Raw genomic sequence first — 25,365 nt, forward strand, 5'->3', positions numbered from 1 at the left:
GCTCAGTACCTTTTCCACACCGTCCGCATGACGTAATCACGATAGCTGTGGATGATCCGCACCACCTTCTCCGCCACGTTAGGTATGCTGTAGTCAGCTACCAGGCGCAGGCTTCGCTCCTCGCCGCAGCCCTGACTCTCCAGCACTTGCAGCCCCTGCATCACGCGCTCGACTTCAAGCCCAACCATCATCACCGCGGCCTCCTCCATGCCTTCCGGCCGCTCGTGGGCCTCGCGGATATTCAATGCCGGGAAATTGAGAATCGAAGACTCCTCGTTGATCGTGCCGCTATCCGACAGCACAGCCTTAGAGACAAGCTGCAATTTGTTGTAGTCCTTAAATCCCAGCGGCTTGAGCAGACGTACGTTTTCATGGAACGTCACGCCCATGGCGTCCACTCGCTTCTGGGTACGCGGATGGGTGGAGACAATCACCGGGTAGCCGTAATGGGCTGCTACTGTGTTAAGCACATCCACCAGCTTGAAGAAGTTCTTATCAGAGTCGATGTTTTCCTCACGGTGGGCGCTGACCACGAAAAACTTGCCGGCCTCCAGCCCTAGACGTTCCAACACATCCGAGGCCTCGATGCCGTCACGGTAATGATTGAGCACTTCGAACATCGGGCTGCCGGTCTTGATCACCATGTCCGGCGGCAGGCCTTCGCGCAGCAAATAATCGCGGGCAATAGTGCTGTAGGTAAGGTTGATATCAGCAGTGTGATCGACGATGCGCCGGTTGATTTCCTCCGGTACGCGCATATCGAAACAGCGGTTGCCGGCTTCCATGTGGAAGGTCGGAATCTTGCGTCGTTTGGCGGGGATTACTGCCATGCAGCTGTTGGTGTCGCCGAGCACTAGCAGGGCTTCGGGTTGCACCTCGGCTAGCACACGATCCACGGCGATGATCACGTTGCCGATGGTTTCCGCACCGCTGGCGCCTGCGGCATTGAGGAAGTGATCGGGTTTGCGGATGCCTAGATCCTGAAAAAAGATCTCGTTTAACTCGTAATCGTAATTCTGCCCGGTATGAACCAGTACATGGTCACAATACTGATCCAACTTGGCCATGACCCGCGACAGGCGAATAATTTCCGGCCGGGTACCTACCACAGTGACAACTTTCAGTTTATTCATTGCAAAGCTCTACTCAAAACCATCAAAACCGAGCGGGATAGCACCCAGGTACAAAAAAAGCCCCTATGGTGGCACGTCCTTGTCACGCTCTGCCACCGCCAACGGAGCAACCGCAGTTGCCGAAATACTATGCCTCAGTCCCTACCGGTCTTGCGTAGGTATCCGGCCGCTCACGGTCGAAAATCTCGTTGGCCCAGAGCATCACAATCATTTCCTCATCACCCACATTGGTGATGTCGTGGGTCCAGCCCGGGACGGTTTCGACGATCTCCGGTTGCTCGCCGGTGGTGAACAGCTCGTAGAACTCCCCAGACACGATGTGGCGGAAGCGGAAGCACGCCTTGCCTTTGATCACCAGAAATTTTTCGGTTTTCGAGTGATGGTAATGCCCTCCACGGGTCACTCCAGGATGCGCTGTAAAGTAGGAGAACTGACCGCTATCACCTGTCTTGAGCATTTCCACGAATACCCCTCGCGGATCGCCGTACTTGGGCACCTGATAGGTAAAACGCTCCGGCGGCAGGTAGCTGACATAAGTGGAGTACAGCGCACGCACCAAGCCTGTTCCAACCGGTTCGCTGATCAGGCTTGTGCGGCTGTCGCGAAATGCCTGCAGCTGCTCGGCCAACGCTCCTACGCTGATGCTGTATTGCGGTTCGACACTGACGAAAGGCTCACCAAGCGACTGGCCATCCATCGCCGCGATGAAGTGAGTGACCACATCGTCGATATACACGAGATTGATGCGTGCTTGCAGATCGTTGATCTGAATAGGTAAATCACGGGCAATGTTGTGACAGAAGGTCGCGACCGCCGAGTTGTAGTTCGGGCGAGCCCACTTGCCGAAGACATTGGGCAGTCGAAACAAATACACCGCAGAGCCATGCTTGCTGGCCAGCTCGAGCAACGCCTCTTCGGCACCACGCTTGCTGCTGCCGTAGGGGTTGTCCAATTCAGCCTGGCTGGATGAAGTGTAAAGCACGGGCACAAGCTTGCCGCTGGCTTCTATTGCATCACAGAGTGCCTGGGTCAGGTCGGTATTGCCGGTCTTGAACTCTTGCGGATCCTGCGGGCGATTCACTCCGGCCAGGTGAAACACAAAGTCCACCTCGGGCATCAATACCTGCAACTGAGCAACATCATCCCCACGTATGAAGCAAAGCACCTCGATGTCTTTACGCTCACTCAGGTGCGCAACCAGGTTCTTGCCAACAAAACCATTGGCACCAGTAATCAGCACTTTCATCGGTCACTCCTCAGGCGTTGCGTGTTCGCCACGCTGAATGGCACGCATGAAATCCAGTTTGAGCAACAAGCGCTGCATACCTTCCACATCCAACCGTTCGGTATTGTGTGAGTTGTAGTCTTCGGTGCGAGAAATTTTCTCCTCGCCCTGCTCCACGAACTTGGCGTAGTTGAGATCGCGCAGATCCGGGGGCACACGGAAGTACTCGCCCCTATCCTCAGCACAAGCCATTTCCTCGCGGCTGAGCAACGCCTCGTAAAGCTTCTCGCCATGGCGGGTGCCGATCACCTGGATAGGGTGTTCGGACATATCGAGCATCTGGGTCAGCGCCTTGGCCAGAGTTTCTACAGTGGCTGCCGGCGCTTTTTGCACGAACAGGTCACCGTTGTTGCCGTGCTCGAAGGCATACAGCACCAGATCCACGGCATCTGCCAGGGTCATCATGAAGCGGGTCATGTTCGGGTCGGTTAGCGTCAGCGGCTTACCGGCGCGGATCTGCTCGATAAACAGCGGGATCACCGAACCACGCGAGGCCATAACATTGCCGTAACGGGTGCCGCAAATGACGGTCTTGTTGTCATTGCGTGACTTGGCGACCATGACCTTTTCCATCATCGCCTTGGAAATACCCATGGCGTTGATCGGATATACCGCTTTGTCAGTGCTCAGACAGACTACGCGCTTGACGTCATTCTGGATCGCTGCCTCCAGCACGTTGTCGGTGCCGATCACGTTGGTCTTGACCGCTTCCATCGGGTGAAACTCGCAAGACGGCACTTGCTTGAGCGCTGCGGCATGGAAGATGTAATCCACTCCACGGGTCGCATTGAGCACGCTTTGGTAGTCGCGCACATCACCGATATAGAACTTCAGTTTGGAATTGGCATAGCGCTTGCGCATGTCATCCTGTTTCTTCTCGTCGCGACTGAAGATGCGGACTTCAGCGATATCAGTGTCGAGGAAGCGTTTGAGAACCGCATTACCAAAGGACCCAGTCCCCCCCGTAATCATCAAAGTTTTGCCGACAAACATATTATGCTCCCCCTATTGCATTTGTAAGAGTTAAAAACCCATAAGAAAACTTTATTTTGACATAATAAACCCTATGCCAACACCCCCAAAAAAATCACCGCATTACATCTTAATATCTTCCTCATCATGACCGACTGAGCGGCACAAAACTAACTGACTCGATATTTTACGCACTGTCATGTTTTCTAAATACCAAGCCTGCCCTTGGGCGCCAACTAAAAAAAGATCCTCTCTAGTCATTTGAGCAACTGCAGAAAAATTCTCAAATAATTTTGAATTATTGCTTGGTGAAGCACTCCAGCCCGCTCTTATATTGCCCTCTAAAATATTTCCAAAATCAGTGGCATCCTCAACATATGCAAGAATGGGCACAGCCGCCCGGAGATAATCGATAGATTTAGATGGAAATGTAGGCACAACAGCAGCGCCAGAATTAAAAACCAACCCCAAATCCGCACCAACTAAAAAGCGAATATACTCATCACGCGGTTTAAAACCCTTATACACTACAACATCACTTACATCATACGCGATGATATCTGACAGTATTTTCTCACGCTCAGGGCCATCACCAAATATATAAAATTTAGCAGAAATTTTCTGACGCTTAGCATAAATAGCAAGCTCAATCACTTTATCTATACCTCGCCCACGAACCAACTGACCACCGAATACACAAATTAAATCATCACAAAAATCATTCGACTTTCTAGCATCCATATATTTCTGCGAGCTACGGACCATGACATTATTTGGCCCCCAAATACTTAAAACCTCTGCCGCAGTCTCGGAACGCAATTTAAAATTTCCCTTCAAAAAAGATAAATTTTCCGGGGACATAACACCAATTCGATCATAGTCATTATAAGCACCATTCTCTACAAATTTAAGAACCGGCTTCAAAGGCTTCGGTATCAACCCAAATTCAGAGTCATAAATTGGGAAAAAGTCCCAAAGTATGAGGTAAGTCAGACATCCTTGTTTTTTGTATGCTTTGAGCAGCGGCTTCATAATCAATGCAGGAGAGAAGCTTACAACAAGATCGAAATTAAAATCCTTAAATATTCTCCGCACTGAAGGCGCAATCGATGCCGCTGAGAAAAACCACTTTAATATTTTCCCGAATCGCCCTCTGAAGAATTTTCTTTGCGTTGAAAAAACATAAACCTCAACACCATTTTTCACAATATGGAAATCGTTTTTGTACTGCCCCGACCAATCCAAACAAACCACGACAACTTTATGTGTTTCCACAAGCTCTTCAGCCAGACTATCAGTCAACCAAGAGCATCCCTCTTCGAGCGAGTACTTAGTACACAAAATAAGTAAATTCATATCCTTCGCCCATTAAAATAATTAAACACAAACCCAAGCATTACCAAGAAGCAAATAGAATAAGTCAATATATAAGCGTAACCCACATCAATGGAGTTATTCCCCATGGAAAAATAATAGAACAGACTAACAAACAACAAACCTTGCAAAAACTCAAAAATCAAAGCACGGCCAAACCTATCAGCAGATATAAGTGTAAAACTACAAAACAATGCGCACACCCTGAAATAGTCACCTATCAAATAGTATGAAACATAATTCTTTGCTGATGAGTAACCTTCACCAAATAGCAAAGACACAAAATATTCCCGAAATGAAAAAATTATGAGAGCGCCCAGAAAATAAACTCCCGAAACCCCAAGCAATTTTTTAAACCAGCCAGAAAAGTGAAAGTCTCCTATTTTTCGAGAAAGGTACGGAAGCAGTATAGCAGAGCAAAACATGCCATAAAACTGCTGTACAGTATCTGAGATCTTCACCGCAACTTGCCAATAGCTCAGTTCAACCGCTCCAAATTGCTGATGAAAACTTTCCCGAACAAGAATACTGATCACCGGTATAGATACAAGTCCGACATAGACAATAAGGCAGAACCTGAAAACCTGAACTAGCCGCCTATTCGCCCAAAGAAGTTTAAAGTCCAGCCTTATTTTCCCCTCAAAGGTACGATATAAAAATACCACAGGAAGAATATAAGAAAGTGGCAAAGCCCAATAAATGCCATCCTCAGCGCCAACCAAAACCAGACAAACTACTATAAGAACGAATAATGCCGCCCCACCTATATTAGCAAGAACATATCTGTTAGTTTTCCCCTGCGCCAGCGCTACAGCCATCAATATTCCGCAAACATTCGAAATAAAAAAAACAATCAAAATATAAAATATGACCCACCAAGAGACACTCCTATAAAATATGAACTCCTCAAGACTACCTTTCAGGAAAACAAAACAAATTGCTAGCAAACATAAGAATAAAAAACCATAACTGAAAACGACAGAAACCTCCTTCTCGCACGCTACAACTCGACTAGTTTGAGAAAGATTTTTAATCAAGTAGTTACTTGCCCCTCCCAAAGACAAACCAAAAACTACCGCCAAAAAAGCCATGTACTGCGTAAGATAACCGAAACCTTCCTCGCCAAAGCTGCCCGCCAAAGCTCTTAAAACCACCAGGGAGCATAGCGGCTTAAACGCAAATGAGCAGCCTATATAAATAGCCCTCCTCAACTCACTCACCCAACCCCATTTCTAACTCATATTCTCGATAGTACTTTAGTGTTCGTTCTTCTCCGTCATTACCCCCCCCTCCCAGCCATCGTTCATACATATTGAAATATGGCGTATAGGGGTAAAATCCTGGCCGTGTTACCTCATGAATAAGGATCATGACACTCATGAGCAACACTGCCGAACCATAAAAAAGCCTATTAATTAAATTTAATTTATTCAAAATAATAAAAAAAAGATAAAAATAAGGCATGATTACAAAGTATTTAACGCGATCATGGAAAATTGGATACTTCCAAAATAGCAGCAAAAAGATTAAATAAATAAAGCTTAAATTTAAGAGATATCGTTCAATCCGGCTAAGCCAATCCAACCTGGAATGCAAAAAAATAAAAACCACAACAATTAAAAACTTATATAAAAACTCACCCACTCCTCTTTGATACATATCCCCCAGCCTTAAATACAAATCAACTTTTGAAAAAACGAATCCCGGCATGTAACCAGAAAGCTGATACAGAACCACACCTAAAGTATCAATACCCGACAAATACAAAACCGACAACACAAGCAAAACAGGCACCATAATTCTTCTTGGAAAGTTCAGCTTAGCCAAAAACATGACAAAACCAATAATTAAAGAAAAAACATGAAACACACATGCAAGACACACACACACCAGAAACTTAACATTATTTCTTTGCAACAGATATATTAGCCCCAAGGAAAGTATAGACAATGAGATAGACATCCTCATAACGCCCATCTGCAACACCAGAAATAACCAGCAGTAATAGACCAGAAGACCTTTAACAGCACCATTACCGAGGTAATTATTCAGCCGAACGAAGGCATAGAGATTTAACAAGCAAACTAAAATTTGAGGCAACCAGAAGCCGGCTCCCGAAAAACTCAAAAAATACAGGAAAACAGAAAAACCCAGTTCTGATCCTTTCTCATACCCAAAACTTACAGCGTCTGAGAGATCAGAACTCGTGGAAACCCCATCATAAATTGCGTGATAAACATACCAATCATAGCCAGTATCATCTCGCAACCCAGCCACGAGCACGAAATATAAAAGCGAAAGAAAAATGGCCACCCCATAAGTCTTTACTTTTTGACAGAAGAACAGCTCGTACAGATAAAATGGAACTAATAAAGCCATTAGAGAAATATAAAATAACACTCCAACCCCACAGATCACAAAATCTAGATAGACATATAAATCTATTCAGTAGATTTAAATTTTTGCCCACACATTTTCAGCTAGCAATACTTGCCGTGCGCTGTACAAGCACACCATCCAACACCTTGACCACAACAACTTACTTATGACGAGCCGAGTAAACGATAGCTCGCCTTAACTCACCGAACAAGTGCACCGCTTGAAACGAGAGCCCGGGAAGCCACCTCTGGTAGAATCCAGGCTCTCGCACCAAAGGTGTAGGACATTTCGCCCCTTGTAAATCAGAACTTTAATTAAGGTGAATTTGTATGCGGTGTTCTTTGTAGGAGCGAGCTTGCTCGCGAAGCTCTTGCACCACCGTCTTTCACGAGCAAGCTTGCTCCTACAGGTCGTGCGGCCTGCTTACCAAGAGACAGCCCCAACCATGAGGGCTGTGGAAATCATGTTTTTCAGGCCGGTGCAATAGCGCTGGATTTACGGCGCAAAAGGTTGCGCAGCAGGGCTATGAACAAGCCCAGCATGCCGCCGAGCACCACGCCCGATACCAGGATCAGCGCTTTCTTAGGTTTGACTGGCCGCAATGGCTCCACGGCGACCTGATCGATGGAAACCAGCTTGAGGTCGGAGACGTCGACCTGAAGGCTCCGCAAGCGCGCGGCCTCCTCGCGCCAGATAGCCAGGTCCTTGAGGAACAGGTCTGCATTTTCGCGCTGGTTGAGCACTTCAATCTGCCGATTGTGCGCCAGCAACTGCAGCTCCTTGGCGATCTGCGCGATACGCGGCTCGGTGAAGTCGTCGGAGCGGCGTTGCAGCAGCGCATTACGCTCAGCTTCCAACGCTTCGTTGCCCATAAAATAGAGCGGAACTTCCTTATTGTTGACCTCGGTACGGATCACACTGCCTTGCCCCGCACGCTCCCCCTCCCCTAATGCGGAAGGCGTCGTGGGTTTGCTGATACCCAGCGCCTTGGCGATGCGGATCGCTTCCTCCAGTTGGGTAATGTGGTTGTCGCGATGGGTCTTCGACTGCTGACGCAAGGCCTTGAGCTCATCTTGCAACTCCGCACGCTTGAGGCTATCGGCCTCGATCAGCTTGGCGATCGTGGCTTCCTTACTCGCCTCGTAGTTAGCGCGGGCCGCGGCTATCTTCAGCTCAAGTTGATTCAGACGATTCTGGATCACGGTTTTCAGGTCTGAATCGATGCGCTCGCGCTCTGACTGAATCGCATGTTCAACCAAACCATTGACGAGCGCGATGCCATTGACATCCTTGGGGTAAGTCAACTGGACGCCCACATAGCCGCTCAGTTTTTCGGTCTTTTTCGGGTCGGGCTGCAACATCTTGAACGCTTCCTGATTGAAGCGTTCAAAGGTTTGCTCAAGGCTTCGACCAGGCTGGCGCAAGGCCTCGAACAGGCCTTGGTTGGCGCGAAAGAAACCCAGCCGGCTGTCATATGATTCCAACGCAGCCCCGACGCGCTGCATAGCTTGCTCAGGCGTCAGCTCATAAACGTCGGTGCGATTCAAGGCATCGAGATCCTTGATCGCCGCGGGGCGCAGTACGCTTTGCACCTGGTATTCGGGGGTGACCAGGAAGGCATACGCCGCCGCGGCCATGCCGACCAGCAAGGTCACCAGGGCAATCAGCAGCTTTTGCTCCCAGAGCGCGTGAAATAGCGCAGCCAAGTCGATTTCATCATTAGATGTCTGTTGTACCGCGGGAGAGATCGCATTCACGACTAAGATCCATCTTCAAAAAGGGTGTGACCGGCTCGCCAACTGGGGGGCAACGACCTTTGAAATCTTGTTGTTGTCCTATTCAGCCATGCTGCCTCTCACATCTGGAGCAGCTTGGCACAAGGGCTATGCACCCTTCCCGCTAGCGGAGATTTTGCAGCATTGTGCCAGCGGTGGATGACATTACAAGCCTTGACAAAGACTGGGCGTTCGCAGGCTGACGGGCGGGAATCTTTTGACATCCATCTCAGCTGTTGCAGAAAGTTCTTTCGAAAAGCACAGAACCTGTAGGAGCGAGCTTGTTCGCGAATGGCGGTGGCATAAGAACTTCGCGAGCAAGCTCGCTCCTACCAAAAGCCATGGAGGGCGCCAGTGCGCACCACCTGAGCAGCCCCATGATGCGCATAGCGCACCCTGCGGGTCTATTTTTCGTCTGAGTCAATGGCCTCCGCCTTGGGCCGTAGCAGATTGCGTAACAAAACCACAAGAACACCGAGTATCAGGCCAGCAACCCCGCCCAAGCCGATGATCAGCGCCTTCTTCGGCTTGACGGCCGTGAGCGGATCGAGCGCCAGTTGATCCACCCTGACCAACTGCAATCCGGCGGTATCGAACTTGATCCCTTTTAGTTGAGCAGCCTCCTGACGCCATTCCGCCAGATCCTTGAGGTACAGGTCCTCGTTATGACGCTGTTCGAGGATCTCGACCTGGCGATTGCGGCTCAGCAACGCCAGTTCCTTCTCGATCTCGGCAACTCGCGGCTCGCTAAAGTCGTCCGAGCGGCGCTCACTCAAGGCCTGTCGCTCAGCCCTCAAGGCTTCGACGCCCATGAAATAGAGCGGAATTTCTCGGCTGTTGACCTCGGTGCGGACGACCTGTCCCTTGCGCTGAGCGTCAGCCATGGCCGAAGGAGTGGTAGGATTCTGAATACCCAGCGACTCGGCTATCTGGGCTGCTTCATCGAGCCGTTTGATGCGGCTTTCCCGACGCGTTTTCAACTCGGTGCGCAAGGCCTGCAACTCATCCTGCAGTTGAGCCCTTCGCAAGGCATCCTGCTCAAGCAGGGTGGCGATTTGCGCCTGCTTGCTCGCCTCGTAGCTTGCCCGTGCCGCCTCGATCTTCTGCTCCAGACCGAACAAGCGGTTAGCTATCAACACCTTCAGGTCTGTGGCAATTCGATCCCGCTCAGCCTCCAGCACATAGGCAACCAAACCGTTGACCACTGCCACCCCATCCACTCCTTGGGGGTATGTCAGCGATATACCGACGGACTCGCTCAGGCTATTCGGCTTCTTGGGATCAGCCTGCAGCATAGTAAAAGCCGACCGGTTGAACTCTTCGAATACCTGATCTAGCGAGCGCCCAGGTTCGACCAGCCCAGTGAAAAGCTCCTGGTGGTCACGGAAGAATTTGAGGCGACTTTCGTAGGAAGAGAGCCCCGCCGCGCCGCGGCTCAATGCCTCGGCCGGGGTTAGTTCGTAGACGCCGGTGCCATTCAATTCATCGAGGCTGCCCTGGTCCACCGGGCGCAACACGCTCTGCACCTGATAGTAGGGCGTTGCCAGAAAGGCATAAGCAGCCGCCATCAGGGTGACCAGGCTGGCGACGGCTAAAATCAGGTACTTCTGCTGGAACAGTGATCGAAGCAGTTCGACCAGGTCGATTTCATTGTTGTTATTGGAGGGTTGCTGTGGTTGATCACGCATACGTCGGCTGAGATCCGGTTGAACAATGGCATATCGCATGTCATGCGATCACTTTTCAGTCCCCTCCTTGAACGCCCGGCCCCTCTCGCGAAGGTAGCAGCAGGCGCATCCCATGTGCCTAGCCGGTTGAGACAATAGTCTCGCTGATTTGTTCGCCCCAGTCTGAGAATCAGGGGCTATTCCTACATAGCCAGCCCAGTCTTCCCTTCCGCTTATGCAAGGTCAATAGGGCTCGGGGAGCGAACTTGTGACCCACATGGATGTGGGAAATGCGGCAAGCCGTTAAGGAACGGCTTCCGCCTCGCGATTGGGACCCGAATAAATGCGGTGTGGAGCGACTAGTCACCCCACACCGAAACATCTTATGCCTTGCTCCGCTTTGGTGGCCTCCTCATACCGCCAGATTGAAGTCCGTCTGATCAACGGCCGCACTGCTGACACCGACAAGGCGAATGGTGTCCACGCCGATCCCAACCACCGTGTCCGCCCCTTCAGCCGCTATGCTCACGTTGGCAGCGAACGTCGCGCTGTTGATCCCCAGCCCCGCGATATTCAGCAAGTCCTGCCCTCCGGCTGGATCGACGTCGAAGCCCTGGATCGAGTCGTTGCCGAAACCCGCGGCAAACACGAAAGTATCGTTGCCGAGGCCGCCGATGAGCGTGTCGTTGCCGGCGCCACCGGTGAGGACGTCGTTACCCGCACCGCCCACGATCACGTTGGCGAGCGCATTGCCGGTGCCCGAGAAGTTGCCAGTGTCGCCGAAAAACAGGTTCTCGACGTTGGCACCCAACGTGTAGCTCGCGAGCGAGGTCCAGACCGTATCCGAGCCTCCACCGGCGAACTCGCTCACCACGTCCCCAAGCTCGGTGACTTCATAGATGTCGCTGTCATCGCCGCCGGCCATCGTGTCAGCACCTCCGCCACCGATGATGACGTCGCCACCAGCGCCACCGTTGAGGGTGTCGTTGCCTATGCCCCCATGGATGATGTTGTTGAGCGCGTTGCCGGTGCCCGAGAAGTTGCCAGTGCCGCCGAAAAACAGGTTCTCGACATTCGCACCCAACGTGTGGCTCGCGAGCGAGGTCCAGACCGTATCGGAGCCTGCACCGGCGAGTTCGCTCACAACGTCCCCGAGATCGGTGACTTCATAGACATCGTGTCCAGTACCACCAGCCATGAAGTCGTCACCGCCCCCGCCGATGATGACGTCGTTACCCGCACCGCCCACGATCGTGTTGGCGAGCGCGTTGCCGGTGCCCGCGAAGTTGCCAGTGCCGCCGAAAAATAGGTTCTCGACGTTAGCACCCAACGTGTAGCTCGCGAGCGAGGTCCAGACCGTATCCGAGCCTGCACCGGCGAGTTCGCTCACCACGTCCCCGAACTCGGTGACTTCATAGACATCGTTGTCACCGCCGCCGACCATCGTGTCGGCACCGCCGCCACCGATGATGACGTCGTCACCAGTGCCACCGTTGAGTGTGTCGTTACCTGCGCCACCCACGATCGTGTTGGCGAGCGCGTTGCCGGTGCCCGCGAAGTTGCCGACCCCGCCGAAAAACAGGTTCTCGACATTCGCACCCAACGTGTAGCTCGCGAGCGAGGTCCAGACCGTGTCGGCTCCTGCACCGGCGAGTTCGCTCACAACGTCCCCGAGGTCGGTGACTTCATAGACATCGTCGCCAGCGCCGCCGGCCATGGTATCGGCACCTGCCCCACCGATAATGACGTCATTACCGCCTAACCCTTGGATCTCGTCGCCGCCCGCCGTGCCGTTAAGCACATCGTCCCCTAGAGTGCCGATGATGAGAGACCCCACCAGCCCCGTCGCCGCCGAGGTCACCGTCTCAAGCTTGCCGAGGTCGTCGGTGTAGCTGACGACGACTCGCAGCTGCTGACCGATCTGCGCCAGTGTCGGTGTGAAGGTCGCCAGGGTCGCGCCAGAGATAGGGGTGAAGGGGTCTGCACCGCTTCTTGCTTCCCACCGATACGAAAGCGCCGGGTTGGCCGGGCCGTCGGGATCGGTGAACGCTCTGATTGCGGTCAACTGCTGACCGGCAAGGGGCGTCGTGTCGCTGATCAGCATGGTGCCGAACGGCGCGTCTTGGACCGAGAATGGCGCAGTCGGCGCGGTCGGTGCCGAGAACACAGTCTCGAGTACACCGTTAGCGTCCTTATAGATAGCTTTGACTCGCAACACCAGCCCATTTAGATCCGCCGTTACCCTGAAGGTCGCACCCTCCGCGTGTACGTCTCCTAGCCCGGTCGCCACGATAATGTCTTCAAAGACGCCGTCGCCGCGAACATCAGCCTGCCAGAAGTAGGCGATGGGGTCAGTGATGGCGCCGCCAGTAGCGGTATTGTTCGCATCGCTCACCCCGGCCACCGACGCCGCCAGTAGCGAGCCGACTTCAGGTGTACTGTCGTTGAGCGTCACCAGGCCCAGCGGTCCGGCGTTCAAGCCGTCGACAAGAACCATCGACAGATCGTTGAACTGCAGCCGCTCGATATTGAAGAGGCTGTCGGTGCCGTCTATGCCAGTGGCGACTCCCGTAACCGGGTCGGGCAGATGCGTGACCGTGAAGGAGCTAAAGTCGTCGGCAGTGTCGGCCGTCCCGTTATCGTGAAAGACCTCCGTGACCAAGTAATCAGCGAGAAGGCCCGAGTACGTGGCGGTGTCGAAGTTGAAGCCGCCATTCCCAGGCAGGATCTCACGGACAATGCTGAGCTGGCCGGGATTGATAGTCCCCGCAAACACGGCCGTCTGCAGGGTAAGGCCTGCCGGCGTGCCCGCCAGCACCCCAGACTTGTTCTGCAGGATCCCGGTCATGCTGTCGGTGGTAGCGATCTCGGCGCCCGTTCCGTCCGCATTCGCACGCACGCTGATGCGCACGTTCATCCAACGGTCGCCGTCGATGAGGTCGTCACCGCCATTGCCTTGGATGATGTCGCTGCCGTTGCCGCCCAGGATGATATTGCCCGCACTGAACGAGGTCACGGGGGTAATGCCATCTCCAATGGTGTTGTCGAGGAACGTCTGCAGACCATTGATCAGGCCGATATTGGTCAGCACGCTGCCCGTGAAGCCTGAGGCGGCAATCGCGGCCGCGTCGGCATCATCGCCCTTCAGGATATCGCTGAACGCCGATCCCGACAGACCTTCCACCGATTCGTACCGAGCAAGAACCGACCCGTTCGACGGCGGCACCGGCGTTTCATCGAAGGCGCGCAGGCGCAGGTCGACATTCGCGCCGGCTGGGTCGTCCTTGAAGAGGGCCCAGTCGAAGCCGGAGGCGCCAATATAGCGATCCACCGTGCCGCCGTTGCCAACCATGATGTCGTCGCCGCCTTCACCCAACATCCTGTCGGCTACAGAGTCGCCGATGAAGACGTCGTTGCCGATGATCGAGTCCAACCCGCGGGTGTCGAAGTTCTCGCCGGCACTGCCATCGGCCATGCCGTGCTCGATCCAGTCGTCGCCTTCGTTGCCGAACAGCATTTCGACCGGTTTAACGCCGAAGATGAAGTCGTTGCCCGTGCCGCCGAAGGCCTCCGCCTCGTCCTCGCCGGTAACGATGAAGTCGTTGCCGAAGCCGCCGAGGATCAGGTTGACGCCGTTACCTCCATGGATGGCGTCGTTGCCGTCGCCGCCCTGCAGGTTGTCGTCGCCACCCTTGTCCGTGATGATGTCGTCGCCGGCACCGCCGAGGATCATATCGTTGCCGTCGCCGCCCTCGAGCCTGTCGTTACCGGCATCGCCATAGAGGGTATCGTCGCCGATGCTGGCGATGATGATGTCATTGCCGCTGGGGTTAGCGAGGTTACCTGGACTCGTGCCGCCGAGGACGACGTGGTCTTCACCGGTGTAGCGCAGGTAGTTGGTATCGGCGCCCGGCGTCGCCGGGTTATCCCGAATCACCAACGGTGTGAGGAGGCTGCCGCCGAGTGGATCGGCACTGCCCAGATCTGCGTTGAACTGCTTGGTCTGGTCGACCTCGAGGATAAAGCCCGGTGTCGAGAACACGTCGCCAGGGAGGCGTGTTACATCGGTGTTGGCCATGATCAATTTGGCGAACGAGTTGTTCTCCAGTTCGGTGAGGAAGTTAAGCCCCGCGGTGCGCTCCAGGTAGTAGAAGCGATCGCCGTTCTGCAGCTTCTCCATCTGGTTCTCGAACACGAAGTTGAAGGTCGAGCCGAGCAGACCGCCGAACGGCATTTGCCGCTCGGCGAGGCCGCCGACCCAGAGGTCGATGACGTCGACGCCGGTGGTGGTCGCACCGTTCGCCAAATTGGCGTAGATGCCTGTGCTATTGAGGAAGGCGAGGCGGTCCGCTTGGTCCGCAACGAACGTCCTCTCTGCGCCCCCGACGCCCCCGGCATTGATCACGGCGCTTCCGCCCAGAACCAAGGCTGCGGCTACTGCGCGCTTCTCCGCTAGCGTGTTGACGTCGGCGGCGATGAGCTCCGCATGCGTGCCATAGGCCGCGATGAAATTGATCACCGACGATTCGTGCTTCAGGTTCATCGCGAGATCGACCCAGCTCTCGTACGGCTTGAGCTGGCTGTCGCCGGTGGAGTTGTAGAACTCCCGGCGTGCCGCGTTGAGCGACGGCACGCCGGTATCGCGACCACGCGCGAGGTTGATGGTCGGCAGATCGAGCGGCAGACCCAGCAGGTTGTTGCGCAGCGCCTCGGTAACGAACTCGTCGATCTCGTTGCCGGCCTGCCGGGTCATGCCGCGCACAATGGCGCCGGCAGCCTGATCGGCGGTCAGAGCGCCATCATTATTGAACGCGACCGGGTTGAGGAAGGCCTCGATCAGGCCGATATCACTCGACACGAAGTTGGGATCGAGGCGATCCACCGTCTCGGTCAGCATCGAGTGGCCGAAGCGATACACGACATGGGCGAACTCGGCGACGATGGCCGGGTTGATCGTCGAATCGTAGCCTTGGCCTTCCATCAGGAATACGTCGACTTGCGGCTGGACTTTGCGGGCGAACTCCTCGAACACCAGGTGCTGGTACTGCATCTCGGTGCTGAAACGCGCGGCCTGGAACAGACGTTCACCGTTCCATCCCAGCGCGTCGATGGCCGCGGCTTTGGCGGTTGAATCAACTATCGCATTGATGGCGTCGAGCTGCGCCTGCGTGATTTGATTGGCGCCAGCAAGCAGCCATTGATTGACGAAGCTCCCGTCGTTGGACGCCACCACCACATCCTTGGTGTGCTCGACCATCCGGTTGTGCTCGGAGTGGAACACATGGTGGACGGCGGTCAGGCCGATGTTCTCGTTGCCGCGGCCATCGCCTGTGGCGAAGTGACGATTGAGCAGCTCATCGTCATACGTCAGCGGGTTGCCATCATCCGTTGTACCGGGATCGCTGTCCGCCACCTTTTGAATCATCGGAGTAGCCGGGTTGTTGTCATGGTCGACCAGGCCAGGGGCTGCGTGGTGTGCAATATCATCGAGGAAGGCATGGCCGGTGCGGTCCGCCAGACTGGCATCGATCGGCAGGGCCGGCGTGCCCGATTGCAGCACCCCTCCTACGACGATCTGCGCGAAACCGGTGTTCGGGTGCGGAATGAACTTGCCGTAGGCATCGGTAGCCAAGAGCGGCAGATTAAGTACGTCCTGGTCATCCAGTTCGATACCCAGCATGGCGCGCGCCTGCGCCTTGACGTCGGCCCAGGTTGGAAGGCCGCCGTCGGCACCATCGAGCAGCCGGCCGGTGGCGACAGGGCGCAAGGGCGTTAGAGCATTAGCGTCGTGATCGACGAGCACGTATTCCCGCAGGAACACCTGGTGCGAGGGGTGCGAGGTGTAGGTCTGGTTCTGATCGACAAAGGGCGTCGTCTGGTTGTTCTGGAAATGGATGTCGTCAGCCGTGCCTAGATCTCCATCCGCGCCGGCAAAAACCGCTGTATTGGTGGCTCGGGTCAAGACCATGAAGCGTTGTGCCGCCGGCAGGTCGTCGGCGTTGCCGAATATGCCATCGTCCCCGGCAATTAGTGGATCGTCTGGCTGCAGCGGAATGAATATCGTGCCGTTGCCGCCCTTGTCGACCAGGTCCAGGCCGTGGTCGAAGAACTGGCCGAAGAGCGTAAACCAGGAGTTGAAGCCGGCTGACAGCCCCTCGTCTGGCGCGGTGTTGGGGATAAACAGCGGCTGGCCGGCTGGGATAGCGAAACCGTTAAGGTCCAAGAGCACACCGTTAACGTCCAGGGTACCCAGCCCCGCTTCGACGAAGGCCTGCACCGCCGATGGGTTGGTGATCGTCTGATCGACTATCAGGTTGCTGATGATGCGCGGGTCGGAGTCGACGACGTTGGTCGTCGAGGCGTAGTTGGTGTTGCCAACGCCAAAGAATGGGACTTCGTCATTCTCATTGCGGAACTGCTGATCCAACAACAGCGGGAAGTCTTGGTCCGCCGCGCCGAAATTGGTCTGTCCCCGAACCAGGTTGTTGAAGGTCCCGTCAACCGTGCGCAGGCCGAACGGCAGGCGTGAGTTCGAGATAGAGTCGAGGACATTACCGTCCGGATGGCTCTCCGCGATCTTTATCTGATCGAGAATGAACTGCAGGTCGGCGCGGATCAGGTGGAGGCCACCGCCTGGGCTGACGACTGGACTCTCGGCTGGAAGCACCGGTGGGAGCGGAACGGCGACGACGCCTGTAACCACCGTGGTGGGCGCCGAGAACACGTTCTCCAGTACGCCATTGGCATCCTGATAGACGGCCCTGACGCGCAGCGCCAACCCGTCGAGGTCGGGGGTGACGCGGAAGGTATTGCCGTGCGCGGTCGCAGGATTACCGCCACCGAGCGCCACGATGTCCTGGAAGATGCCCGTGCCGGCGACCAATTCGACCTGCCAGATGAAGCTGATGGGACCGGTGATTGCTCCGGGATTGTTGGCATCGGTCACGCCCGCCGCCGAGGCGGTCAACACTTGGTTCACTGCCGGGGTGGTGTCGCTGATCGTCAGCAAGCCCTGCGGGCCAGCGTTGGTCCCGGACAGGGTGACCGCCTGATCGGCGAACTGCAGCCGCTCGACGTTGAGGAGACGGTCAATGCCGTCGGTGCCGACGCCTCCAGGAATGATGACTCCACCTCCGTCGCGAACGAGGTGCGTGACGGTGGTCACGCCGTTCACGGTGGCCACGTCGTAGTTGGCACGGACGTCGGAGAACATGGCCGTGTCGAAGGCGGCGGCGGCCGTGTTGATTTCACGGACGATGCTCAGCTGGCTGGGTTTGATTTCGCCCGAAAGCATAAAGGGCACCAACTCGGTCAGGCTATTGACGCTGGTGATTGGCGGCGGGTTGCCATTGGCATCGTTGGCCACCTCGATGCGCACGTTCAACCAGCGGTCGCCGTCGATCAGGTCATTGCCGCCGCGGCCCTCGATGATGTCGCTGCCGCCGCCACCGAGAATGATGTTGCCCTCGCCGAACGAGGTCACGACCGGTACTGCGGCTGTCCCGAGCATTTGATTGAGGAACGCCTGCATACCGTCGATGAGGCCGATGCCGGCAAGGTTGAGCGTGCTGTCCTGCGCATCGCCGGTGCGGATCTCGGCCGCGTCGGCATCATCGCCGCGCAGCACATCGCTGAACGCCGATCCCGTCAGCCCTTCCACCTGGGCGAACCGATCGAGGACGCCCTGGTTCGAGGGCGCCACCGGCGGTTCAATCAAGTCGTTGACGGTCAAGTCGACGCTCACGCCGAACTGATCGAACTTGTAGCTGGCCCAGTCGAAACCGCCGCCGCCACCAAAATGGTCCTCGCCATCGGAGCCGACCATGATGTCGTCGCCGCCTTCGCCGTCGACTTCATCGAAGCCGCCACCGGTGATGAAGACGTCATGGCCGATCACCGTGCCGGCCTCTTGCGGGTCGAAGTTGTCGCCGCCGGCGCCATCCGAGGTGCCAATCTCGATCCAGTCGTCACCTTCGTTGCCGAAGGTTGGCAAGTTCATCTGGGAGCCGAGGATGAAGTCGTTGCCCTGGCCGCCGAAGGTCTCGGAAACGTCCTCGCCGGTGATGATGAAGTCGCTGCCGTTGCCGCCGAGGATCAGGTTGAAGCCGTTGCCGCCATGAATGACGTCGTCGCCGTCGTTGCCCTTGAGGGTGTCGTCGCCGCCCATGTCGGTGATGATGTCGTCGCCGGCGCCGCCTTCGATATTGTCGTTGCCGTCGCCGCCTTCGAGCCTGTCGTTGCCGCCATCGCCCCAGAGCGTATCGTCGCCGATGCTGGCGATGAGGATGTCGTTGCCGCTGGGATTGGCTGCGTTACCTGGATTCGTGCCGCCGAGCACCACATGGTCTTCACCGGTGTAGCGCAGGTAGTTGGCGTCGAGTGCCGCGGTGGCGGGATTGTCGCGAATCACCAGCGGAACGAGGGCGCTGCCGCCCAGAGGATCGGAGTTGTTGGCACGGCCGTCCGCGCCGGCAACATCGTCGCCGGTGCCCTGAATGCCGTCCGCACCGGGTTCATTCAGACCGGTGAACTGCTTGCTCGGGTCGACCTCGAGAATAAAGCCCGGCGTCGAGAAGATGTCGGCCGGCAGGTGAGTCGCGTTGGAGTTGAGCATCACCAACTTGGCAAACGAGTTGTCCTCCATCTCGGTGAGGAAGTTCAGCCCCGCCAGGCGGGACAGGTAGTAGAAACGGTCGCCGTTTTGCAGCGCCTCCATCTGCGTCTCGAAGACGAAGTTGAAGGTCGAGCCGAGCAGGCCGCCAAAGGGCATCTGTTTCTCGGCGAGGCCGCCGACCCAGAGGTCGATGGCATCGACGCCGGTGGTCGCCGCAGGGCCGTTCAGGAAGGCGAGACGGTCTGCGTCAAAGTCGATCGCAGCCTGCCCGGTCAATGTTGCATCGCCGAACACGAGGTTCAAGGCTGCCGCGCGCTTGTCCGCCAGCGTCGTCGCACCGGTGATGCTGCTGTGCGTGCCATAGGCGGCGATGAAATTGACGACCGACAGCTCGTGCTTCAAGTTTTGCGAGAGGTCGACCCAACTGGTGTAGGGCTTCAGTTGGCTGTCGCTGGTCATCTCATAGAATTCACGGCGCGCCGCGTTCAAAGAAGGAACGCCGGTATCGCGGCCGCGCACCATGTTGATGGTCGGCAGGTCCAGCGGCAGGCCCAGCAAGTTGTTGCGCAGCGCCTCCGTCACGAATTCGTCGATCTCGTTGCCCTGCTGCCGGGTCAGGCCGCGCACCAAGGCACCCGCGGCTTCATCGGCACTGATGGCGTTTGGGGCAAACTCGAGCGGGTTGAGGAAGGCCGCGATCAGGCCAATCTCGCTGGAGACGAAGTTGGTGTCGAGGCGATCCACCGTCTCCAGCAGCATCGAGTGGCCGAAGCGATACACCGCGTGCGCGAACTCGGCGACGATCGCCGGGTTGATGGTGGTATCGAAGCCTTCCGGAGCAAGGAAGACATCGACCATCGGCTGGACCTTACGTGCGAACTCTTCAAACACCAGGTGCTGGTACTGCATCTCGGTGCCGAATTTCGCTGCCTGGAACAGACGCTCGCCATTCCACTGCAGGGCGTCGATCGCTGGTTGTGTTAGCGGGAACGTCGTCCCCGCGGGGAGCGGGTTCGTGAGCCACTGGTTCAGGAAGGCGAGATCGTTGGAGGCAAGGATGACACTTTTCGTCTGGTCGACCAGGCGATTGTGTTCGGAGTGAAAGACATGGTGAACGGCCGTCAGGGCGATGTTTTCGTTAACCCGACCATCGCCAGCGATGAAGTGAGCATCGAGGAGCTCGTTGTCGTAGGTGCCCGTTTCTGACAACCCTACCGCGCTGTCGGAGTCCGCAGCTAGCGGCAAACCGGTCTGACTGTTCAGCGGGTTGGCGGCGTGGGCAATGTCGAGAAGGAACGCGTGGCCGGTACGAATCGCGAGGGAGGCATCCACTGGCGCCCCCAGGTTACCTACGACCAGGCCTCCCGCGGTCGCGAGCTGCGGTAGACCGTTCGCACCTGGAATGAAGTTGCCATAGGCGTCGGTTGCCAACAGCGGCAGATTCAGGGCGTCGAGATCGTCGAGGACGATGCCGAGTTTAGTGAGCGCCTGAGCTTTCACATCGGCCCAGGTCGCCATCCCACCCGCTGTACCGGTAATCAAACGTCCGGTCGCGACCGGATCACCCGCTGCGTTCAGCACATATTCGCGCAGGAATACCTGGTGCGAAGGGTGCGACGTGTAGGTCTGGTTCTGATCGACGAACGGAGTCGTCTGGTTGGTTTGCTCGTGGATGTCGTCCGCGGTGCCCAGAATGCCGTCGGCGCCGGGCTGGTTGGTGGCCCGCGTCACCACCATGAATTGTAGGGCTGCCGGTAGATCATCGGGAGTTCCAAGAATGCCGTCCGGGCCTGGGATCAGCGGATCGTCAGGCTGCAGCGGAATGAACACCGTGCTGTTGCCGCCCTTTTGCACCAGGTCGAGGCCGTGGTCAAAAAATTGACCAAAGAAGGTGAACCAGGCGTTGAACCCCGCCGACAGGCCCTCGTCCGGCGCCGTATTGGGGATAAACAGCGGCTGGCCGGCAGGAATCGGCACACCATTGAGGTCCACAAGGGTGCCATCGGGGGCCAGGGTACCCAGGCCCGCATCGACAAAAGCCTGCACCGCCGCCGGGTTGGTGATGGTCTGGTCGACGATCAGGTTGCTGATGATCCGCGGCTGCGAGTCGATCACCAGGCCGCTCGTCTGGCTGTAGGTGGTGCCCCCCTCCGCCGGACGGAACACCGAGTCGGTAAGCCGTGGGAACAGCGTGTCGGCTGCGCCGAACAAGCTCTGTCCCTGAAGCAGGTTGTTGAACGATCCATCGACCGTGCGCAGACCAAAGGGGACCACTGAGTTCGGCAGCAAATCAGTGAGACTCGCACCGTCCGCATCCGCCTCGGCGATGAAGATTTGCTGAAGAATGAACTCAAGATCGGATTTGATGAAATCGGCCATGACTGTTTCCTCGATGCTTAATAAGTCAGGAAACCACGTGCATAAAAGACGGCTAGAAACACGTGGTTTAGTGTTGGACTCAATGAACAAAAACGGCAGGACCTGGTATCACAGCCACGCCGAGTCCGTGCTGAATCGCGTGCGCTCAGCAGTGCTCGACTACGGGGAATTCAGTCCCATAACAACTCCACACCGACTGGGTCGGTGGTGTTGCTCAGGTCATAGGGGGGCCATGAAACTCAAGGGCTAAGACGAGTTTCGGGAAAAGCTCCTTCACTCTTTGCAAGTGCACGGCAGTACTCATGATGTTCTCCCTAACCAGGGGCGCTGACATCAACTGCTGCACCCCTAGTCAGTGCCGCTCACCATGCCAACCGTTGCCCTGGCTTAGACTTAAGTCGCACCAATGATGAGTGTCAAGCGACCGTCACCTTCCACGACAAGCGGCAAATAAAGCCATAACTAGCTGTTCAAGAACATAAATCTACTTTTTAAAGAACAAAACATTCCAAAAAATAGACAAGGTGTTTCGCCAGAGAGACGAACCTCGCCTACTCTGGAGTGGGAAGCAGCTAGGGCGGTTACGATCAGTACAAGATCCTTGAGGATCGGACGGCAAGCAGAAGGGAAAAGCTCTGCGCTCCGTCAACTGGTTTTGCCGCGAAGGATTTCCCAGAGAATCTGCAGCAAGGAATGACCACGATGGATAAGCAGTCGAACCCGCGTTCTGAGCTTGCGGATGCCTTGTTTCGTTTGCGCCGCACCTTTTACTCATTGGCCGGTTTCAGCGGCGTAATCAATCTATTAATGCTTACGCCCGCGGTTTACATGCTGCAGGTCTACGACCGTGCACTGGTCAGCAGCAATGTCACCACCTTGATGATGCTGACGGTTCTGGTATTGGGGCTGTTTATGTTGATGGCGCTGCTGGAGGTGGTGCGCTCGACGGTACTGATCCGGGTAGGCAATCGACTCGACATGACGCTCAATCGCCGGATCTTCACCGCCGCCTTTGAGCGCAACCTCGGTCGAGCGGGCGGCAACCCCGCCCAGGCATTGCAGGACCTGGCCCAGGTGCGCCAGTTTCTCACCGGCAACGGCCTGTTCGCCTTCTTCGACGCCCCTTGGACGCCCATCTATCTATTGGTCGCCTACCTGATTCATCCCTTGCTCGGGCTAATGACACTGATCGGTTCGCTGATACTCATAGCGCTGGCCTACCTGACGGAGATCGCCACCAAAAAACCGCTGGCGGAAGCTAATCAGGCCTCGCAGAGCTCCGGCACGTACGCCAATAACAATCTGCGCAACGCCGAAGTCATTGAGGCCATGGGAATGCTCCCGGCCATCAGCAAGCGTTGGTTCACAAGTCACCTACGCATTCTGGAAATGCAGACGCTGGCCTCCGATCGGGCGGCGTACATCAGCGGTATCGGCCGCTTCGTACGGATAACGTTGCAGTCACTGATTCTCGGGGCTGGGGCGCTGCTGGCGATCGAGGGCAAGATCACCCCCGGGATGATGATCGCCTGCTCGATCTTGACCGGGCGCGCACTGGGACCGGTCGAACAGGCTATTGGCGCTTGGAAGCAGTTGCTCGTATCCCGCGGAGCGTGGGGGCGGCTGACTCAGTTGCTGAATGACTTCCCTGCTCGCCCGCCTGCGATGCCATTACAGCGGCCAGTGGGAATGCTGGCCGTGGAGAACGCCTACGCCGGTGCGCCTGGCACCAATCAGTCGATCATTCGTGGAGTGAACTTCAACCTCTCGCCCGGTGAGACGCTTGGAATCATTGGTCCCTCGGCCGCGGGTAAATCAACCCTCGCCCGCCTGCTGGTGGGCGTGTGGCCAACGCAAGGGGGCAAGGTACGGCTCGACGGCGCCGATGTATTCGTCTGGAACAAGGAAGAGCTCGGCCCATGGCTAGGTTACCTGCCACAGGACGTCGAACTGTTCGAAGGTAGCATCGCCGAAAATATCGCTCGCTTCGGCGAGATCGACAGCGATGCGGCGATCCTCGCGGCGAAACGCGCAGGTGTGCATGAAATGGTCCTGCACTTTGCCCAGGGTTACGACACGCGCCTTGGCGTCGATGGCAGCCCGCTTTCCGGAGGCCAGAAACAGCGCATCGGACTGGCACGTGCGCTCTACGGCGAGCCGGCCATGATCGTGCTCGACGAGCCAAACGCCAATCTCGACGACGCCGGCGAGAAAGCACTGGTTGAGGTACTCGAAGACCTCAAGCGCCGTGGCACCACTACCATACTTATCTCGCATCGACCGAGCGTGCTGGGCACCGTGGACAAGGTGCTGATGTTGCGCGATGGCAACATGCAGATGTTCGGCCCCCGCGAAGAGGTGTTCGCGGCACTCCGGCAAGCCAGTGTGCTCCCAACTGGGGGCGCCCCGACATTGGCGGCGGTTAGAGGGAGAGATTAAATGTCCATGTTAAATGTTGAGCACAAGAATCTGGTCCTGGCCAATGCAGCGCTTGGCATCGACGTCGACGATCGCAAGCCTGCGCGCTGGGGTATTTTGCTCGTGTTACTGGGCTTCGGTGGCTTCTTGCTGTGGTCATGGCTGGCACCGCTGGATGCCGGGGTAGTCGCTACAGCCACAGTCAAAGTAACGAGCAACCGCAAGACCATCCAGCACCTTACAGGCGGCACCGTCGACGCCATTTTGGTGCGTGAGGGCGATAGCGTTAAGAAGGATCAGGAGCTGGTACGACTGGATTCGACCCAGGCGATCTCCGAGCAAGGCGTGGTCAGCGCCCAGTACATCGTCAGCAAGACTGTTGAGAATCGGCTGGAAGCTGAGCGCGATGGCGTGAGCGACATAACATTCGACCCGGCGCTGCTCGAGCGCTTCAAGGCAGACCCACGCCTCCTCTCCTCACTCACCCTACAGCGCCGCTTGTTCTTAACCCGCCTCACAGGGCTTGCCGGCGAAGTCAGCATCCTGCAAGAGACTCTCAGATCCGCCGAAGGGCAAATCAAGGGTTTGCAGCAAATCTATGGCGCACGCGCAAGCCAACTCAAATTCCTTCATCAAGAACTAGATGGCGCTCGCAGCCTCGCTGCCGAGGGCTACATACCGCGTAACCGGATGCTCGAACTCGAGCGAAGCGCCGCTGACCTGAACGCCTCTCAAGCTGAGAACTTCAACAACATTGCTCGCACCCGTAGCCAGGTCGCCGAACTCAAACTGCGCATCCTCCAGCGTGAGTACGATTACCGTAAAGAGGTGCAGTCGCAGCTGACTGACGCACAAAAGGAAAACACCGCGCTTGCCGACCGGCTACAAGCGCTTGATTACCAGGTCAAGCACACCGTAATCCGCTCGCCGATTGATGGCATGGTGCAAGGGCTCAATATCTCGACCATCGGCGGCGTGATTCAGCCTGGCTTCAAAATCATGGACATTGTGCCGGCCAATGAGCCTCTACAGGTCGACGCCATGATCCCTGTTCAGGCAATCGACAAGATGGCTCCAGGGCTGCAGGTAGACATTGCCTTCCCCGCTTTCAACCATGCGCAGACCCCCAACATTCCAGGCAAGGTGCTGACCATCTCGGCCGACCGGCTGATCAACGAGGAAAATAAGCAGCCCTTCTACCTCGCACAGATCGAAGTAACGCCGGCCGGCATGTCAATGCTCGGCGCCAACCAAATCCGCGCAGGCATGCCAGCTACCGTCACCATCAAGACTGGTGAGCGCAACCTGATGAGTTATCTGATGAAGCCGCTGATCGACCGGCTCGACAGCTCTTTCAAGGAACAGTGAG

General features: G+C 56.3%; 11 protein-coding genes. 2 read left to right on the forward strand and 9 right to left on the reverse strand.

What is annotated here, in order from left to right:
• Positions 1 to 2 precede the first annotated feature (2 nt).
• The 9 genes from wecB to D3879_RS25950 all read right to left on the reverse strand — a co-directional run bounded on the left by wecB (position 3) and on the right by D3879_RS25950 (position 21,578).
• On the reverse strand, positions 3 to 1,133 hold the full coding sequence (gene wecB / locus D3879_RS25910; protein WP_119957011.1) for a non-hydrolyzing UDP-N-acetylglucosamine 2-epimerase: 1,131 nt from the start codon (positions 1,131 to 1,133) through the stop codon (positions 3 to 5).
• A gap of 127 nt (positions 1,134 to 1,260) precedes the next feature.
• A complete protein-coding gene (gene wbjC, locus D3879_RS25915) occupies positions 1,261 to 2,379 on the reverse strand; it encodes a UDP-2-acetamido-2,6-beta-L-arabino-hexul-4-ose reductase (RefSeq protein WP_119957012.1) in 1,119 nt (372 codons plus the stop codon).
• A gap of 3 nt (positions 2,380 to 2,382) precedes the next feature.
• Complete coding sequence (locus D3879_RS25920) at positions 2,383 to 3,411, reverse strand: polysaccharide biosynthesis protein (protein WP_119957013.1); 1,029 nt, start codon at positions 3,409 to 3,411, stop codon at positions 2,383 to 2,385.
• A gap of 102 nt (positions 3,412 to 3,513) precedes the next feature.
• On the reverse strand, positions 3,514 to 4,746 hold the full coding sequence (locus D3879_RS25925) for a glycosyltransferase (protein WP_119956382.1): 1,233 nt from the start codon (positions 4,744 to 4,746) through the stop codon (positions 3,514 to 3,516).
• The gene (locus D3879_RS25930) at positions 4,743 to 5,984 is read right to left on the reverse strand and encodes an MATE family efflux transporter (protein WP_119957014.1); all 1,242 of its coding nucleotides are present in this window, start codon (positions 5,982 to 5,984) and stop codon (positions 4,743 to 4,745) included. Before D3879_RS25930 ends, D3879_RS25925 begins: the two co-directional genes overlap by 4 nt.
• Complete coding sequence (locus D3879_RS25935; RefSeq protein ID WP_158592129.1) at positions 5,977 to 7,077, reverse strand: EpsG family protein; 1,101 nt, start codon at positions 7,075 to 7,077, stop codon at positions 5,977 to 5,979. The genes D3879_RS25930 and D3879_RS25935 overlap by 8 nt, the downstream gene beginning before the upstream one ends.
• A 536-nt stretch (positions 7,078 to 7,613) precedes the next feature.
• Entirely contained in the window at positions 7,614 to 8,900 is a 1,287-nt protein-coding gene (locus tag D3879_RS25940; RefSeq protein ID WP_119957016.1) for a Wzz/FepE/Etk N-terminal domain-containing protein, read from the reverse strand.
• Positions 8,901 to 9,322: 422 nt separating this feature from the next.
• Entirely contained in the window at positions 9,323 to 10,606 is a 1,284-nt protein-coding gene (locus D3879_RS25945; protein ID WP_119957098.1) for a Wzz/FepE/Etk N-terminal domain-containing protein, read from the reverse strand.
• Positions 10,607 to 10,997: 391 nt separating this feature from the next.
• Positions 10,998 to 21,578 carry a peroxidase family protein gene (locus tag D3879_RS25950; RefSeq protein ID WP_119957017.1) on the reverse strand — a complete coding sequence of 3,527 codons (10,581 nt, stop codon included), beginning with the start codon at positions 21,576 to 21,578 and terminating at the stop codon, positions 10,998 to 11,000.
• Positions 21,579 to 22,280: 702 nt separating this feature from the next.
• Between D3879_RS25950 and D3879_RS25955 the strand changes: the two genes are divergently transcribed.
• On the forward strand, positions 22,281 to 24,017 hold the full coding sequence (locus tag D3879_RS25955; RefSeq protein ID WP_119957018.1) for a type I secretion system permease/ATPase: 1,737 nt from the start codon (positions 22,281 to 22,283) through the stop codon (positions 24,015 to 24,017).
• A complete protein-coding gene (locus D3879_RS25960) occupies positions 24,018 to 25,364 on the forward strand; it encodes an HlyD family type I secretion periplasmic adaptor subunit (protein WP_420800953.1) in 1,347 nt (448 codons plus the stop codon).
• Position 25,365 lies beyond the last annotated feature (1 nt).

This window comes from Pseudomonas cavernicola (genome assembly GCF_003596405.1).
Taxonomy (GTDB): Bacteria; Pseudomonadota; Gammaproteobacteria; order Pseudomonadales; family Pseudomonadaceae; genus Aquipseudomonas; species Aquipseudomonas cavernicola.